Source organism: Conexibacter stalactiti (assembly GCF_033542075.1).
Taxonomy (GTDB): Bacteria; Actinomycetota; Thermoleophilia; order Solirubrobacterales; family Solirubrobacteraceae; genus Conexibacter; species Conexibacter stalactiti.
The window spans coordinates 1-15,471 of record NZ_JAWSTH010000134.1 but is presented as its reverse complement, the minus strand read 5'-3'; the positions used below and the strand labels follow the sequence as shown (position 1 = coordinate 15,471).

Sequence of the window (15,471 nt, the reverse complement as noted above, 5' to 3'; positions counted from 1 at the left end):
CCCCGGCTGCGCCCACGCCCCCGGCAGCGCCCGCCGCCGCCCCGGCTGCGCCCACGCCCCCGGCAGCGCCCGCCGCCGCGCCGCTCGCCGGCGACGACGGGGAGGAGTCGGCCCGCCTCGTCGCGCTCGACATGGCGCTCAGCGGCACCCCGCGCGAGGAGACCGACGCCTACCTCGCCGAGCATTTCCAGCTCGCCGATCGCACCGGGCTGCTCGACGAGGTCTACGCGACCGTCGGCGGCTGAGCGGCCGCGCCGCGTCGGGCGCGCGCCCGGCGCGCCCTGGCGCCGTCGCGCGGGCCTACACCAGCGCCGGTTCCGGCCGCGGGGCCGGCGCGACCAGCAGGTGCTCGGTGAAGAAGGCGACCTGATCGACGACGGCGCGCTCGAACGTCTCGCCGACGTAGATGTCGAAATGGCCGACGCCGGGGTACCGGACCAGCTCGCCGCGCGGGGCCGCTCTCGCCAGCCGCAGTGCGGCTTCGGGCGGCGTGACGACGTCGTCGTCACAGACCGCGACGAGCAGCGGGCAGTCGACCGCGGCGGCCTTCCGTATCGGCCGGTAGGCGAGCAGGCGCAGCGCGATCCGCGCCGCCACCTCGTTGCGCCACGGTGACCCGGCCGGGACGATGGCGCGGTATCCGGGCTCGGCGTCGGGCGAGGTCATCGCCGCCAGTGCGCCCGGCGGCCCGACCGCCGGGATCATCCGCGGCTCCGCGCCGCGCCGGGCGGCCAGCTCGTCGCGGAGCGCCGCGACGGTCAGCCGCAGCGCCTGCGCGGGAGGCAGCGCGAACGCCTGCCGCACGCCGTCGGCGAATGGCGCCTGCGCGATCGCGGCCGCGAGCCGGTGGTCGCGCGCGGCCGTCGTGACGACGTGGCCGCCGGAGAAGGACGTGCCCCAGGCGGCGATCCGCTCGGGGTCGACGCCGTCGAGCGTGCGCGCATAGGCGATCGCCGCCGCCCAGTCGGCGAGCTGCCGCGGGATCGACAGCAGCTGGCGCGGCTCGCCCTCGCTGGCGCCGAAGCCGCGGTAGTCGAACAGCAGCACGGCGAATCCGGCGAGTGAGAAGCGCTCGGCGAAGGCGTCCAGCCGCGCGTCGCGGACGCCGGCGAAGCCGTGTGCCATCACGACGCAGGGAACGCCGCGCGGATCGGCGGCGGTCGCCCCCTGCGGGTTGGGCCGGTAGAGCCACGCGGCGCAGCGTTCGCCCCAGGCGTCGAAGGTCACGTCCTCGCGCAACATGCGTTCACGTTACCCGTGCCGGCGGGCGTCATCCCTCGCCTGGACGGATGGCGGGCCGTCGGCGCGGCGTCCAGGCCGGCCGGAATCCCCCTAGGGACGGGGCAGCCGTGCCGCGAACGCGCTCAGCTTCGCCGGGTCGCGCAGCGGAGCGCCATGGCCGAAGAGGACGAGTTCCGGCTCCAGCGCCGCCAGTCGCCGGATCGAGGCGCGATTGACGACCGGGTCGGGCGTGAAGCGCAGCTTCGGCTCTCTCAGACCCGGCAGCCCGGTGTCGACGTTCATGTTGTTCATGACGTCGCCGGCGATCAGCACGCGGTCGGCCTCGCGCCAGTAGGCGACGTGGCCGGGGGAGTGGCCCGGCACGTCGAGCACCGTGAAACCGGCGACCTCGTCACCCTCGCGCAGCCGCCGAGCCACAGGATGCGGCGGTCCCGTCCAGAAGAGGTCGATCAGGCGGTTGACGGGATGCGACGGCTGCTCCTCGGTGATCCGCCCGCTCTCCATCGCGTCGGCGTCGGCCTCGCCGCACCACAGGGGGATCCCGAGCGTCGTGCAGACCTCGTGGCTGGCGCCCTGGTGGTCGGGGTGGGCATGCGTCAGCGCATGGGCCGAGATCGGCGTCCCTTCGAGCTGGCGCAGGATCCGTCCGCCCGCGCGGCGGGTCGCCGCGTCGATCAGCACCTCGCCGGCGACGTACACGTTGATCCCGTTCGGGGGGAAGCCGCGCAACTGCCAGAGGCCGTCCGCGAGCTGCTTCACGGCAGCTTCGCGACGGCTGCTGAGAAGCGCGCGGGATCGCGCAGCGGCGGGCCGTGGCCGAACAGCACCAGCTCCGGTTCGAGCGCCGCCAGCCGCCGCGCCGACTCGCGATTGCGGTGCGCGTCGGGGCTGAGCGCCGGGTAGGGCTCGCGTATCGCGCCGCGCAGCAGGAAGGGGTTGAAACCCCACATCACGTCACCGCAGATCAGCACGCGGTCGGCCTCGCGCCAGTAGGCGACGTGGCCGGGGGAGTGGCCCGGCACGTCGAGCACCGTGAAGCCGGCGACATCGTCGCCCTCGCGCAGCGCTCTGTCGACCGGCGCCGCTCTGGCGCCGAGCCCGGAGACGGTCCGCCGGCCGAGCCCGACCTGCTTGCCGGCCTCGACCGCTCTGACGTCGTTGGCGCCGCACCACAACGGGATCCCCAGCTCGCGGCAGATCGTCGCGCTGGGGCCGTAGTGGTCGAAGTGGCCGTGCGTCAGCGCGTGCGCGGTGACCGTGCGGCCGCGCAGCTGCTTCAGCACCCGCCGGCCGTCGAGCGGGCTGCCCGCGTCGATCAGCACGTCGCCGACGAGATAGACGTTGATGCTGTTGGGCGGGAACCCCGCCAGCTGGTGGACACCGTCTGCGAGTTGGTCCATCGGCGCGATGGTACTGAGACGTACCGAGGTGTGCGGCGGTTGCTCCCGATGCTAGGACGGTGCCGGTCAGGCTCTCATCGTCTGGTTCGGGCTGAGTGCGAACGTCTGCCCGGCAGCGACTCTGCCGACCACGAATTGGCATGTCGACGACAGCGTGCTGGCGAGCGTGCCGATGTAGGACGTGACGCCGCTGCTGACGGGAGCGTTGAACGCGATCCCGCCCGCGAAGGTGCACGGCCCGACGATCGGCAGGTTTCTCACCTCGAACACGACGCCGGCGAGGTTGGCGCCGATCACGGTGAGGGGAGTGGTGTGGCTGTTCGCGGTGAGCGTCCACGGTGTCGTGACGTCCGCTCTGGTGGGATAGTTGCACCCGGAGAGCGTGACGCTGTTGATCGTCGCGATCGTGGCTCCGGCTCTCGCTATCGTCGTGCTGAGCGTCCCGGTCATCGTCACGTCGCAGCTGATGCTGACCCCGATCGGGCCTTCGAACGTAAAGGTGTCCTCGATGGCGGTTATGTTCCCGCCGGGTGTCGCCGCGATCGGGAATGCAGCCGCCGAGGTCACGCCGAGTGCGAGCGTGAACGCGGCGAGCAGGCTGGCGAAGAACGTGAGACGCATGGCGATGCTCCGATCGGTGGAGTGTGGGGGCGCCAGCCTAGTGCGCGATGCCGCCCCGTGAGACGGATCTCTGGTGTTTCGGCGAGCGGGCGAACGTCCGTTCGCCCTTCTATAGTGATCGTCAATGCCGCCATCCGATCAGCTCGTCGTCTCCGGGGCCCGCGAGCACAACCTCAAGGACGTCACCGTCACACTCCCGCGCAATGCGCTGACGGTGATCACCGGCCTGTCCGGATCGGGCAAGTCGAGCCTCGCCTTCGACACGATCTACGCGGAGGGCCAGCGTCGTTACGTCGAGTCGCTGTCGGCGTACGCGCGTCAGTTCCTCGGGCAGATGGACAAGCCCGACGTCGACTCGATCGACGGGCTCTCGCCGGCGATCTCGATCGACCAGAAGACGACCTCGCGCAACCCGCGCTCGACGGTCGGCACCGTCACTGAGATCTACGACTACCTGCGCCTGCTGTGGGCGCGCGTCGGGCAGCCGCACTGCCCCAGATGCGGCAGAGCGATCGCCGGTCAGTCGGCCGAGCAGATCATCGACCAGGTGATGGACCTGGAGGACGGCACCCGCTTCATGGTGCTCGCGCCGATCGTGCGCGGCCGCAAGGGCGAGTACGGCAAGCAGCTCGACGAGCTGCGCGCGGAGGGCTTCACGCGCGTGAAGATCGACGGCGAGCTGCGGCGGCTCGACGAGGAGATCAGACTCGACAAGAAGTTCAGACACGACATCTCCGTCGTCGTCGACCGGCTCGTGATGAAGTCGGAGCTGCGCAAGCGGCTCGCCGACTCGATCGAGACGGCCGTCACGCTCGCGGACGGGATCGTCGAGCTGGAGCTGGTCGACAGCGGCGAGATACGCACCTACTCGGAGAAGTTCGCCTGCCTCGAGTGCGGCATCTCCTTTCCGGAGCTGGAGCCGCGGCTGTTCTCGTTCAACGCCCCGCACGGCGCCTGCCCGCGCTGCACCGGGCTCGGCTCGCAGATGGAGATCGACCCCGACCTCGTCGTGCCGGACCCGTCGCTGTCGATCGGCGAGGGCGCGATCGCGCCCTGGTCGGCGAGCGCGTCGAACTACTACGAGCAGCTGACGCAGTCGATCTCCGAGCGCTACGACGTCGACCTCGAGACGGCGTGGGAGGACCTCGGCCAGGAAGCCCAGGACTTCTTCCTCTACGGGACCAACGGCGAACAGGTCCACATCCAGTACAAGAACCGCTTCGGCCGCCGTCGCTCGTACACGACGAGCTTCGAGGGGATCGTGCCGAACCTCGAGCGGCGCTACCGCGAGACCGACTCCGAGTGGGCGCGGGAGAGAATCGAGGAGTACATGTCGGTCGTGCCGTGCCCCGACTGCAGAGGGGCGCGCCTGCGACCGGAGGCGCGCGCCGTGCTCGTCGGCGGCACCGCGATCCACGACTACACGCACATGCCCGCGCGACGGGCGCTCGGCTGGATCAGGGAGCTGCAGCTGAGCGACCAGGAGCGGCGGATCGCGAAGCTGATCCTGCGCGAGATCGAGGAGCGGCTCGCGTTCCTGGAGAACGTCGGCGTCGGCTACCTGTCGATGGACCGCGCGGCGGCGACGCTGTCGGGCGGTGAGGCGCAGCGGATCCGGCTCGCGACGCAGATCGGCTCGTCGCTGGTCGGTGTCCTCTACATCCTCGACGAGCCGTCGATCGGCCTCCACCAGCGCGACAACGAGAAGCTGATAGGGACGCTGGAGCGGCTGCGCGACCTTGGCAACACCGTGCTCGTCGTCGAGCACGACGAGGGCACGATGCGCGCCGCCGACCACGTGGTCGACATGGGGCCCGGCGCCGGCGAGCACGGCGGCCACGTCGTCGCGGAGGGCACGGCGGCGCAGATCGAGCAGGTCGCGGAGTCGCAGACCGGGCAGTTCCTCGCCGGCACCCGCCGGATCGAGATCCCCGCCAAGCGGCGCACGCCGAGCGGCTACGTGACGATCGAGGGCGCGAGGCAGAACAACCTCAAGGACGTCACCGTGAAGGTGCCGCTCGGCACCTTCACGGCCGTCACCGGCGTCTCCGGCTCCGGCAAGTCGACGCTCGTCAACGAGATCCTCTACAAGAGCGTCGCGAACAGACTGCACCGCGCCAAGCAGCGGCCGGGCGCGCACAAGCGCATCACCGGCCTCGACCAGCTCGACAAGATCATCGCCGTCGACCAGTCGCCGATCGGGCGCACGCCGCGCTCGAACCCGGCGACGTACATCGGCCTCTTCGACCTCGTCCGCGACCTCTTCTCCAGAACGCAGGAGGCGAAGGCGCGCGGCTACAAGCCGGGCCGCTTCTCCTTCAACGTCAAGGGCGGCCGCTGCGAGGTCTGCAGGGGCGACGGCCAGATCAAGATCGAGATGCACTTCCTGCCGGACGTCTACGTCCCCTGCGAGCAGTGCCACGGCAAGCGCTACAACCGCGAGACGCTCGAGGTCCACTTCAAGGGCAAGTCGATCGCGGACGTGCTGGAGATGCCGATCGAGGAGGCGCTCGAATTCTTCGAGCACATCCCGAAGATCCGCCGCCGGATCCAGACGCTGCACGACGTCGGGCTCGACTACATGCGCCTGGGGCAGCCGGCGACGACGCTCTCCGGCGGCGAGGCGCAGCGCGTCAAGCTCGCCGCAGAGCTGGCGAAGGTCGCGACCGGCAAGACGCTCTACATCCTCGACGAGCCGACGACGGGTCTTCACTTCGCCGACATCGAGAAGCTGCTGGAGGTGCTGCAGCGGCTGGTCGACCAGGGCAACTCGATCGTCGTGATCGAGCACAACCTCGACGTCATCAAGACGGCCGACCAGCTGATCGACATGGGTCCCGAGGGCGGTGACGAGGGCGGTCTGCTGCTCGGCTTCGGGACGCCGGAGGAGATCGTCGCGACGCCGGGCTCGGTCACCGGCGACTTCCTGCGCGACATCCTCGCGGCCGAGCGGCCGGTCGCGCTGAGCAGAAGAGCGGCGCCGAGAAGACGGCGCGCGCGCAAGGTGGCCGCGGCGGCGTAGCAGCCGGACGCGCAAGGTGGCAGCGGCGGCGTTGGTCAGCGCCGCTGCAGCGCTCTGAGCGCGGCGTCGATCTCGCGGTAGCGAGCGGCGCCGTCGAACAGCGTCAGCGGGCCGCCGCGGCGTCCGAGCGCCAACGTCGGCGTGCCTTTGACGCGCAGGCGCTGGGAGAGTCTGTCGGCGGCGCGGAGCGGGTCGAGCGTCGCGTCGGCGCGGGCCGCCGTCAGGGCGGCGTCGGCGTCGAGCCCGCTGACCAGCCGGCCGACCTCCAGCAGGTAGTCGTCGGTCACATAGCCGGTGTTCTCCTGGCCCTGGTTGGCGAACATCCGGCTGGTGAACTGCCACAGCCGCCGCTGCTCGCCGGCCGCGATCGCCATCCGCGCGGCACGCACGGAATCGCGGCCGAGGAATGTCAGCAGCCGGTAGCGGATCTGCAACGACCCGCCGGCGACCCAGCTGCGCACGATCCGCGGCAGCGCGCTCGCCGAGAACTCGGCACAGAAGGGGCACTGGAGGTCGGCGAACAGCTCCATCACCAGCGGCGCGTCGCGTCGGCCGAGCCGATCGCCATGCTGCGGCAGTCCGGCGACCGCTTGCTCGAGCCTCGACGACGCGGCGCTCGACGCTGCCGACGCCGTCGCGGGCAGCAGCAGGAGCAGCGAGAGGACGAGCGGCAGCAGCGGGCGCATCGGCCGATGATCGCGCATCGGCGGCAGGCGGGCGATCGAGACCGTCCGATAGCGTCCCGCCGATGAGCGAGACGGCCGAGCTGCGGCGCCAGGCGATCCTGTGGGCGCAGAAGTGGCGCTGGTATCAGCGCAACGAGCTGCCGTGGAATCGCGGCCGCATCCACTGGGAGCTGATGCGGCGGGAGGCGTTCGCGCGCTGGCCGCTGCACGGCAACGTGCTGGAGGCGCTCCAGCAGGGCCGGCTGGAGATTGGGCCCGGCGTCATGTTCGAGCCCGGCGTGTGGCTGACCGCGCCCGACCAGGCCCGCCTGCGGATCGGCGCCGGCAGCTTCCTCAACCTCGGCGTGATGATCGCCGCGATGGAGCTGGTCGAGATCGGCGAGCACTGCATGTTCGCCAACGGCTGCTTCGTGACCGACGGCAACCACCGCTTCGACGATCCCGACAAGCCGGTCCCGTGGCAGGGCTTCACGACGAAGGGGCCGACGCGGATCGGCGACAACGTCTGGTGCGGCGCCAACGTCGTCGTCACCAGCGGCGTGACGATCGGCGAGCGGGCGGTGATCGGCGCCAACAGCGTCGTCACCAGCGACATCCCCGCCTTCAGCATCGCCGCCGGCGCGCCCGCGAGAGTGCTGAAGCGGATCGAGTACCCGTAGCTACTTCGACAGCATCGTGCTGACGCCGAAGATGACGGCGCCGAGGCAGATCGCGAGGCCGATCAGCGCGATGGCGCCGTAGCCGACCATCGGCAGCGGGCGCGACTGCTGCTGCGCCTCGCCGGCACGGACCGTCCCGAGGATCAGCAGCGAGAAGGCGATGCTGATCCCGACGCCGGCGATCAGGCCTGCCTCGACGACCTCCAGCAGCTGACCCCAGTCGACGATCTTCGCCGCCAGCGGGGCGACCGCTTCGACGCCCAGGGCCCTCATGCGCTCTCCGCCGCGGTCGTCGTGATCGCCGCGCCCTTCTGCAGGCGCCGCGCGAATATGAACGCGACGAGCGCGACGCCGGCGGCGGCGACGACGATCGGGCCGAGCGCACCGTCGCCGAACAGGTGGGTGATCGCGTAGACGAGCCCGCCGACGAATGCCGAGGCCGGCAGCGTCAGCACCCAGGCGACGAGGATGTTGCCCGCGACGCCCCAGCGCACCGCCGACAGCCGCTTGGCCGCCCCGGCGCCCATCACGGCGCCGGAGATCGTGTGCGTCGTCGACAGCGGGTAGCCGAAGTGGGTCGCGGCGAGGATCACGGCGGAGCCGGCGCCCTGGGCCGCGAAGCCCTGCGCGGCGTCCATCTTGATGATGCGGCTGCCCATCGTCTTGATGATCCGCCAGCCGCCCATGTAGGTGCCGAGCGCGATCGCCGTCGCGGCCGAGACGACGACCCACGTCGGCACGGTCGCGTCGGCGCCGAGGTGGCCGCTGGAGATCAGCGCGAGCGTGATGATGCCCATCGTCTTCTGCGCGTCGTTGGTGCCGTGCGCGAGCGCCAGCAGGCCGCCGGAGAAGATCTGCCCGACGCGGAAGCCGCGGCTGACAGGTCCGGGCGCGAGCTTGCCGACGATGCGGTAGGCGAAGGTGATCGCGAGGCCGGCGGCGGCGAACGCCAGCAGCGGGGCGATCAGCGCCGGCACGAGGACCTTCGAGACGATCCCGTCGCCGTGGATCGCGCCGGTGCCGACGGCGACGAACATCGCGCCGACGACGCCGCCGATCAGGGCGTGCGAGCTGCTCGACGGCAGCCCGAAGTACCACGTAACGAGATTCCAGACGATCGCGCCGACCAATCCGGCGAAGACGATCGTCGTCGTCACGGCGCTCTGGTCGACGATGTTGTTGGCGATCGTCGAGGCGACCTCCAGCGACAGGAAGGCGCCGACGAAGTTGAGCACCGCCGCCAGCGCGACCGCGACGCGCGGGTTCAGCGCGCGCGTCGAGATCGACGTCGCGACGACGTTGGCGGTGTCGTGGAAGCCGTTCGTGAAGTCGAACGCGAGCGCCGTCGCGACGACGATGAAGAGGATGATGTCCTGGTCCATCGGGCCTGGAACGTCAGGAGTTCTTGATCACGATGCCCTCGAGCACGTTCGCGACGTGCTCGGTGGCGTCGATCGCGTCCTCGAGACGCTCGAACAGGTCCTTCCAGCGGATCACGACCATCGGGTCGATGCCGTTGTCGAACAGCGATGCGATCGCCTCGCGGACGACGCGGTCGCCCTCGTTCTCGAGCCGGTTGACCTCGACGGTGAAGTGCGAGATGTCCTTGAAGTCGCGCATCCGCGGGATCGCCTCGACGATCTGACGCGTCGACTGGAAGAGGATGTGAGCGAGCCGCTGCGCCTGCTCCATCGGCGCCTCGATCTTGTAGAGCCCGAGGTAGTCGGCGACCTCTTCGGTGAAGTCGACGACGTCGTCGATTCTCGACGCCAGCTCGAGGATGTCCTCGCGATCGATCGGCGTCACGAAGGTGTTGTTGAGGCGATTGATGATGTCGTGCGTGATCCGATCGCCCTCCTGCTCGCAGATCAGGATGTCCCGCGCGAGACCCTTGGTCTCGGGGAAGTTCCGCAGCATCTGGTCGAGCAGGTCAGCCGCCTGCAGCGCGTTGCGGCCCGCCTCCTCGAACAGGTCGAAGAACTCGCGGTCGCGGGGGGAGAAGATCTGTGACAGGCGCGCCATGTGTGAACGATCCGTGTACGAGATGTGTACGACGGCGCGGAGTGTAGAGGCTTGGCCGGAAGGCCGCGCGGCCGGCCCGCCGGGGCCGGCCGCGCGTGCGCCATGACGGCGCGCTGAGATCGCCCGCAGGGGGCTCCGCTCAGGCGACTTCCGCGCTGAAGCGCTCGAATTCGACCGGATCGATCGAGTAGGTGTGATCGGCCTCGGGGTAGCGCTGCGTGCGCACGTCCTCGGCGTAGGCGCGCACGCCCGCGACCATCTCGTCGTGGAGGTCGGCGTAGCGCTTGACGAAGCGCGCTCCGACGCCCTCGCGGATCCCGAGCAGGTCGTGGAAGACGAGCACCTGCCCGTCGGTCGCGGCGCCGGCGCCGATCCCGATGATCGGAACCTCCATCCGCTCCATCAACACGCTCGCGACCTGCGACGGGATCGCCTCGAAGACGATCGAGAAGCAGCCCGCCTCCTGCAGCGCGAGCGCGTCGCGGGCGACGTCGAGCGCGCGCTCGGCCGTGCGGCCCTGCGCGCGGTAGCCGCCGAGCGCGGTCGCCGTCTGCGGCGTCAGGCCGACGTGGCCCATCACCGGGATCCCGGCGTTCACGAGCGCGCGGGCGCGCTCGGCCGCGACGCCATTCGCTTCGAGCTTGACGGCGTCGGCCCCTGCCTCCTTGATGAAGCGGCGGGCCGTCTCGATCGCCTGCTGGTCGGAGGCCTCGAAGGAGCCGAACGGCAGGTCGGCGACGAGCAGCGGCGTGCGCAGCCCGCGGCGGGTCGCGCAGGCGAGCATGATCATCTCGTCGACCGATACAGGGACGGTCGAGGGGTAGCCGAGCACGGTCATCGCGCCCGAGTCGCCGACGAGCACGACGTCGACGCCGGCCTGCTCGGCGACGACGGCCGACGGGTAGTCGTACGCCGTGACCATCACGATCGGCTCGCCGAGGCGCTTCTTCTCGGCCAGCTGGGGGAGTGAGACCGGCAGCCGGTCGATCGACCCGGCGCTGGTGGGGACGTTGCTGGGGACAGGTGCTGCGGACATGGTGCGGAACTCCTTGTCAGGCAAGGTTGGCGCCCTCACGAGAGGAGGGTCGCCACCTCGCTGTCGACGTGGATGATCTGGTTCTGCGAATCGACGTGCACGACTCTCGGCTCGTAGTGCTCCATCTCCGTGCGGTCGTACTGCGCGTAGGAGATGACGATGATCGTGTCGCCGTGGTGGACGAGGCGGGCGGCGGCGCCGTTGACCTTGATCTCGCCGGAGCCGCGCTCGCCGGCGATCGTGTACGTCTCGAAGCGGGCGCCGTTGTCGACGTCGACGACGGCGACCTGCTCGTGCTCCAGGATGTCGGATGCCTCGAGCAGATCCGGGTCGATCGTGATCGAGCCGACGTAGTGCAGGTCGGACGCGGTCACGGTCGCGCGGTGGATCTTCGACTTCAGCATGGTGCGGATCATGCGGATACCGGGGCTCCGTCGGTGGTGGTCAGGATCGTGTTGTCGATCAGCCGGGCTGGCCCGACGCGCGCGGCGAGGGCCAGCAGCACCTCGCCGTCGAGGCGATCGACGGGGGCAAGCGTGTCGGTCGCGACGAGCGCGACGTACTCGGGCTCGACGGCGTACTCCGCGAGCGCGGCGCGGGCGACGCGCTCGACGGCGGCGGCCTCGCGCTGGCCGCCGGCGACGGCCGCCTCAGCGGCGTCGAGCGCGCGCCGCAGCGCGATCGCGCGAACGCGGTCGTCGGTTCCGAGGTAGGCGTTGCGGCTCGACATCGCGAGGCCGTCGGGCTCGCGCACGGTCGGACAGACCTCGATCCGCACCGGGATGTCGAGATCGCGCACGAGGCGGCGGATCACGAGCGCCTGCTGCGCGTCCTTCTGGCCGAAGTAGGCGACGTCCGGCTGCACCATGTTGAGCAGCTTGGAGACGACGGTCGCGACGCCGTCGAAGTGACCGGGGCGGTGGGCGCCCTCGAGCGTCGCGGCGACTCCGGCGACGCTGACGGTCGTCGCGAAGCCGGCGGGATAGACCTCGTCGACCGACGGCGCGAAGAGGTAGTCGACGCCGGCGCTCGAGGCGACGTCGGCGTCGCGCTGCTCGTCGCGCGGGTAGGCGTCGAGGTCGTCGGTCGGCGCGAATTGGGTCGGGTTGACGAACAGCGAGACGACCGTCACGGCGTGGGCGGCGACGGCGCGCTCCATCAGCGAGCGGTGGCCGGCGTGGAAGGCGCCCATCGTCGGCACGAGCCCGATCGTGCGCTCGGCGAGCCGCTCGGTGCGCAGGAGGGAGCGCAGCTCGCTCACAGTGCGAATGACTCGCAACGACATCAGGCCACGCCCTCGCTTGCCAGCGCCCGCGAGTTCCCGTTTGCGTCGGGAGCGCCGCTCGCCGGCGTGGAACTCGCAATGCCCGCCAGGGCACGGGTTGCATCGGCGAGCGCGTCGAACAGCTCCAGCAGCTCCGGCGTCCGTTCGGCGATCGCGTCGCGCTGGCGCGTCACGGTCGCCTCGTCGCCGCGCGCGATCGGCCCCGTCAGCGCCCGCTCGCCGCCGAGCGCGGCCCAGTTCTCCAGCGCCGCGCGCACGAGCGGGACGAGCGCGGCGCGGTCGATCCCGGCGCTGGCGCCGATCCGCTCCGCCGCGGCCTCGAGCGTCACGAGGAAGTTCGATGCGACCGAGGCGGCCGCGTGGTAGGCGGCGCGATCGTCGTCGGCGACCTCGACCGGCGCCATCTCAAGCGCTCGCGCCAGCGCGGTCGCGGTCGCGAGCGCCGCGTCGCTGCTGCCGGCGACGGCGGCGGTCGCGCCGTCGAACGTCGGCACACCGTCGGCGGGGACGGTCATCAGCGGATGCAGCGAGAAGCGCTCGTGCGGCGCCAGCGGCGCGAGCGTGGTGGCGCCGGAGCAGTGGCCGACGAGCCGGCCGGGACGGGGCTCGATCGCGCGCGCGGCGGCGGCGATCTCGCCGTCGGGGACGCACAGCAGGATGATCTCGGTGTCGTCGCCTGACCAGCCGCGCCCGAAGGGGCCGGTGACGGCGATGCCGGCAGCGGGCAGCGCGTCAGCGAGCGCCCGGCCGAGACGTCCGGGGCCGACGATCGCGCAGCGGCTGCGCGTGAGATCTTGGAGATCCGATTCCCGTTCCAGTTCCCGCATGGGAGATACCGGTCGAGCAGTGTGGTGGCACGACGTAGACACGACAGTCCGTCCCCGTGGGTGACGGCTCAGCGCAGATGGTAGTACAGCCGTCGGGCGACGTGAATACCATCGGGAAGCGATGACCACCGCCGTCGAGCGTCGTGAGCTGCTGAAGGAGGTCTGGCGCGAAGCCAGCACCTGCACGAAGTGCCCGCTCTCGGAGACGCGCCAGACCGTCGTCTTCGGCGCCGGCAACGCCGACGCCGACCTGATGTTCGTCGGCGAGGCGCCCGGCGCCAACGAGGATCGCGGCGGCCTGCCGTTCATCGGCCAGGCCGGCAGACTGCTCGACAAGCTGCTGCAGGAGGTCGGGCTCGAGCGCGCCGACGTCTTCATCGCGAACGTGCTCAAGTGCCGTCCGCCGGGCAATCGCGACCCGCGCCCGACTGAGATCGAGACCTGCCGCGACTACCTCCACCGGCAGGTCGAGCTGATCGAGCCGAAGGTGATCTGCACGCTCGGCAACTTCTCGACGAAGCTGCTGCGCGACGACCCGACCGGGATCTCGAAGGTCCACGGCAGACCGGAGGTGCAGGTGCTCGGCCGCCGCGCCGTCACGCTGCTGCCGATCTACCACCCGGCCGCCGCGCTCTACACGCCGAGCATGCTCGACACGCTGCGGGCCGACTTCGCGCAGCTGCCGGAGCTGCTGGCGGCGCCGCTGCCGGAGCAGCCCGCGCCCGAGGTGTTCGAGCCGGTCCCCGAAGTCGTGGAGCCGGAGGCGGAGCCCGCCCCGCAGCCCGCCGCCGAGGCCACCCCGGAACCCGCCGAGGAAGGCGCCCCGCAGCCCGGTGCCGAGGTGCTCGAAGCGGCTGCCAAACAGGCCGACGAGCACCAGCTCGGCCTGTTCTAGCCACCGTCGCGGGACGGTCGTCCGTCCAGAAGATGGAAGCCTGGGGTGGAGGATGGCGCGCCCGCATCGTAAGGTCCCGGCATGGCGACGATCGGAGCCCGGCTCGCCGAACGCGACCGGCGCAGATTCGTGGGACGGGGCGTCGAGCTCGCGTTCCTCGAGCGCTGCCTGAACGGCCACGGCGACGCCAGCGTCGTGCTGATCCACGGCCCCGGCGGGATCGGCAAGTCGACGCTGCTGCGCGAGCTGGCCCGCCGCGCCGGCGCCAGCGGACGCCGCGCCCACTTCGTCGAGGGCCGCGAGCTGGCCCCGGCCCCACGCGCGCTCGACGCCGCGCTGGCGAGCGCCCGCGAGGAGCCCGAGCCGCTGATCCTGATCGACACCTACGAGCAGATGACGGCGCTCGACGGCTATCTGCGCGGCGACGTCGTGCCGAGCCTGCCGGAGCGGGCGCTGGTCGTGATCGCCGGCCGCGAGCCGCCTGGTCGCGGCTGGCTGGAGGGCGGCTGGGAGAGCATCGCGGTGCAGGTCGAGCTGAGCGGGCTCAGCGCGCAGGAGGCGCAGGAGCTGCTGGCGCTGCACGGGGTCGAGGACGAGCGCCGCGCGCGCGAGCTGATCGGCTGGGCGCAGGGCTCGCCGCTCGCGCTCGCGCTCGCCGGCGACGACGCGCTCGGCGCCGGGATCGGTGCGACCGCGACCGCCAACGGCCCCGCCGCGCCCGCGCGCGGCGACGGCGTCGAGCGGCCGGAGCTGGTGCGCGCGCTGATCCGCCGGCTGGCCGAGGCCGAGATCGACGGGCCCCACCTCGGTCCGCTGGCGGTCGCCGCGATCGCGCGCGTGACGACGATCGACCTGCTGCGCGAGGTGCTGCCCGACGCCGACGCGGTGCAGGCGTACATGTGGCTGCGCGAGCGCACGTTCGCGGAGCCGCTGGGGGAGGGGATCGCGCTCCACGAGCTGGTCCGCAAGGCGCTCAACGCCGACCTGCGTCATCGCGACCGCGAGCGCGAGCGCGACCTGCGACGACGGATCGCCGATCATCTCCACGCGAAGGCGGTCGCAGGCCACCAGCTGCTGTCGATCGACCTCTCGCACCTCGTCGAGAACGAGGCGATCCGCTGGGGCTTCTCGTGGGACGGGGCCGGCGAGCACCGGCTCGACGAGGTCCGCGCGGGCGACAGGGAGGCGGTCCAGCGGCTGCTGACGGAGCGGCGCGCGCCGGAGCGCTGGGCGGTGCTGGAGCCGTACTTCGAGGTCGCCCCGGAGCGGATCGCGATCGTGCGCGACCTGTCCGACCGGATTCGCGGCTTCGAGCTGTCGGTGACGGTCGCCAACGCTCCGTCGATCGCCGCCGAGGACCCGCAGCTGGGCCCATGGCTCGAGCACGCGCGCGCGGCGGCCCCGCTCGGCAACGCGGTCCTGTGGCAGGCGGCGGTCGACTTCACCGGCGACCCGGCGACGCGGGTGCAGGCGATGCTCGGGATGTCGGGGATCCTGCGCTCCGGCCTGGAGAACCCGCGCTTCGCCTACCTGCCGATCGACCCGCGGCTGGAGGAGGCGATCCGCTTCGCGCAGGCGGCCGGCGCCCGCCATCTGCCGGAGCTGGACGTGACGCTCGACGGCCGGCTGACGCAGTGCCACCTGCTCGACTACGGCCCGGGCGGGCTGCTCGGCGCGCAGCGGGCGCTGATCTACGGCGAGCTGGGGCTCGCCCCGCCGGCGCCGCCGCAGCCGCCGCCGGCCGCCGGCGCGGGCACCGCCGGTGCCGCCGGCCCT

16 protein-coding genes and 1 pseudogene are annotated in these 15,471 nt (G+C 71.6%); 5 read left to right on the top strand and 12 right to left on the bottom strand.

Annotation, left to right across the window (positions count from 1 at the left end; translation table 11 throughout):
- Positions 1 to 245, top strand: a 245-nt coding sequence (locus R7226_RS28575; protein ID WP_318600871.1) for a hypothetical protein, incomplete at its 5' end; no start/stop codon positions are given.
- 55 nt (positions 246 to 300) lie between these two features.
- On the opposite strand, the gene R7226_RS28570 is transcribed toward R7226_RS28575, so the two are convergent.
- The 4 genes from R7226_RS28570 to R7226_RS28555 all read right to left on the bottom strand — a co-directional run bounded on the left by R7226_RS28570 (position 301) and on the right by R7226_RS28555 (position 3,263).
- Positions 301 to 1,242: an alpha/beta hydrolase gene (locus tag R7226_RS28570; protein WP_318600870.1), complete on the bottom strand. Its 942-nt coding sequence runs from the start codon at positions 1,240 to 1,242 to the stop codon at positions 301 to 303.
- A 90-nt stretch (positions 1,243 to 1,332) separates the two neighbouring features.
- Positions 1,333 to 2,001, bottom strand: coding sequence for an MBL fold metallo-hydrolase (locus R7226_RS28565; RefSeq protein WP_318600869.1), 669 nt, complete (start codon positions 1,999 to 2,001; stop codon positions 1,333 to 1,335).
- A complete protein-coding gene (locus R7226_RS28560) occupies positions 1,998 to 2,642 on the bottom strand; it encodes an MBL fold metallo-hydrolase (RefSeq protein WP_318600868.1) in 645 nt (214 codons plus the stop codon). The genes R7226_RS28565 and R7226_RS28560 overlap by 4 nt, the downstream gene beginning before the upstream one ends.
- Before the next feature lie 66 nt (positions 2,643 to 2,708).
- Entirely contained in the window at positions 2,709 to 3,263 is a 555-nt protein-coding gene (locus R7226_RS28555) for a hypothetical protein (RefSeq protein ID WP_318600867.1), read from the bottom strand.
- Between the two features lie 124 nt (positions 3,264 to 3,387).
- Here R7226_RS28555 and uvrA point away from each other — a divergent pair, with 124 nt between their 5' ends.
- A complete protein-coding gene (gene uvrA / locus R7226_RS28550) occupies positions 3,388 to 6,285 on the top strand; it encodes an excinuclease ABC subunit UvrA (protein WP_318600866.1) in 2,898 nt (965 codons plus the stop codon).
- 35 nt (positions 6,286 to 6,320) lie between these two features.
- Here uvrA and R7226_RS28545 read toward each other — a convergent pair whose 3' ends face one another.
- Entirely contained in the window at positions 6,321 to 6,971 is a 651-nt protein-coding gene (locus R7226_RS28545; protein ID WP_318600865.1) for a DsbA family protein, read from the bottom strand.
- Positions 6,972 to 7,033: 62 nt separating this feature from the next.
- Between R7226_RS28545 and R7226_RS28540 the strand changes: the two genes are divergently transcribed.
- Positions 7,034 to 7,630, top strand: a complete 597-nt coding sequence (locus R7226_RS28540; protein WP_318600864.1) for an acyltransferase — start codon at positions 7,034 to 7,036, stop codon at positions 7,628 to 7,630.
- Here R7226_RS28540 and R7226_RS28535 read toward each other — a convergent pair whose 3' ends face one another.
- The 7 genes from R7226_RS28535 to R7226_RS28505 all read right to left on the bottom strand — a co-directional run bounded on the left by R7226_RS28535 (position 7,631) and on the right by R7226_RS28505 (position 12,800).
- Positions 7,631 to 7,903 (bottom strand): hypothetical protein, encoded by a 273-nt coding sequence (locus R7226_RS28535; protein WP_318600862.1) that lies wholly within the window; start codon positions 7,901 to 7,903, stop codon positions 7,631 to 7,633.
- On the bottom strand, positions 7,900 to 9,012 hold the full coding sequence (locus R7226_RS28530; protein ID WP_318600861.1) for an inorganic phosphate transporter: 1,113 nt from the start codon (positions 9,010 to 9,012) through the stop codon (positions 7,900 to 7,902). The genes R7226_RS28535 and R7226_RS28530 overlap by 4 nt, the downstream gene beginning before the upstream one ends.
- A 13-nt stretch (positions 9,013 to 9,025) precedes the next feature.
- Positions 9,026 to 9,652: a DUF47 domain-containing protein gene (locus R7226_RS28525; protein WP_318600860.1), complete on the bottom strand. Its 627-nt coding sequence runs from the start codon at positions 9,650 to 9,652 to the stop codon at positions 9,026 to 9,028.
- A gap of 139 nt (positions 9,653 to 9,791) precedes the next feature.
- The gene (gene panB, locus R7226_RS28520; protein WP_318600859.1) at positions 9,792 to 10,688 is read right to left on the bottom strand and encodes a 3-methyl-2-oxobutanoate hydroxymethyltransferase; all 897 of its coding nucleotides are present in this window, start codon (positions 10,686 to 10,688) and stop codon (positions 9,792 to 9,794) included.
- A gap of 35 nt (positions 10,689 to 10,723) precedes the next feature.
- A complete protein-coding gene (gene panD, locus R7226_RS28515) occupies positions 10,724 to 11,104 on the bottom strand; it encodes an aspartate 1-decarboxylase (RefSeq protein WP_404827919.1) in 381 nt (126 codons plus the stop codon).
- Positions 11,101 to 11,967: a pantoate--beta-alanine ligase gene (gene panC / locus R7226_RS28510; RefSeq protein ID WP_404827920.1), complete on the bottom strand. Its 867-nt coding sequence runs from the start codon at positions 11,965 to 11,967 to the stop codon at positions 11,101 to 11,103. Before panC ends, panD begins: the two co-directional genes overlap by 4 nt.
- Before the next feature lie 5 nt (positions 11,968 to 11,972).
- A complete protein-coding gene (locus R7226_RS28505; protein ID WP_318600856.1) occupies positions 11,973 to 12,800 on the bottom strand; it encodes a DUF2520 domain-containing protein in 828 nt (275 codons plus the stop codon).
- A gap of 121 nt (positions 12,801 to 12,921) precedes the next feature.
- Here R7226_RS28505 and R7226_RS28500 point away from each other — a divergent pair, with 121 nt between their 5' ends.
- Both R7226_RS28500 and R7226_RS28495 read left to right on the top strand, forming a co-directional pair.
- Positions 12,922 to 13,695, top strand: a complete 774-nt coding sequence (locus R7226_RS28500; protein ID WP_318600855.1) for a uracil-DNA glycosylase — start codon at positions 12,922 to 12,924, stop codon at positions 13,693 to 13,695.
- An 81-nt stretch (positions 13,696 to 13,776) separates the two neighbouring features.
- Positions 13,777 to 15,471 (top strand): annotated as a pseudogene (locus R7226_RS28495) (hypothetical protein); the annotation flags it as partial.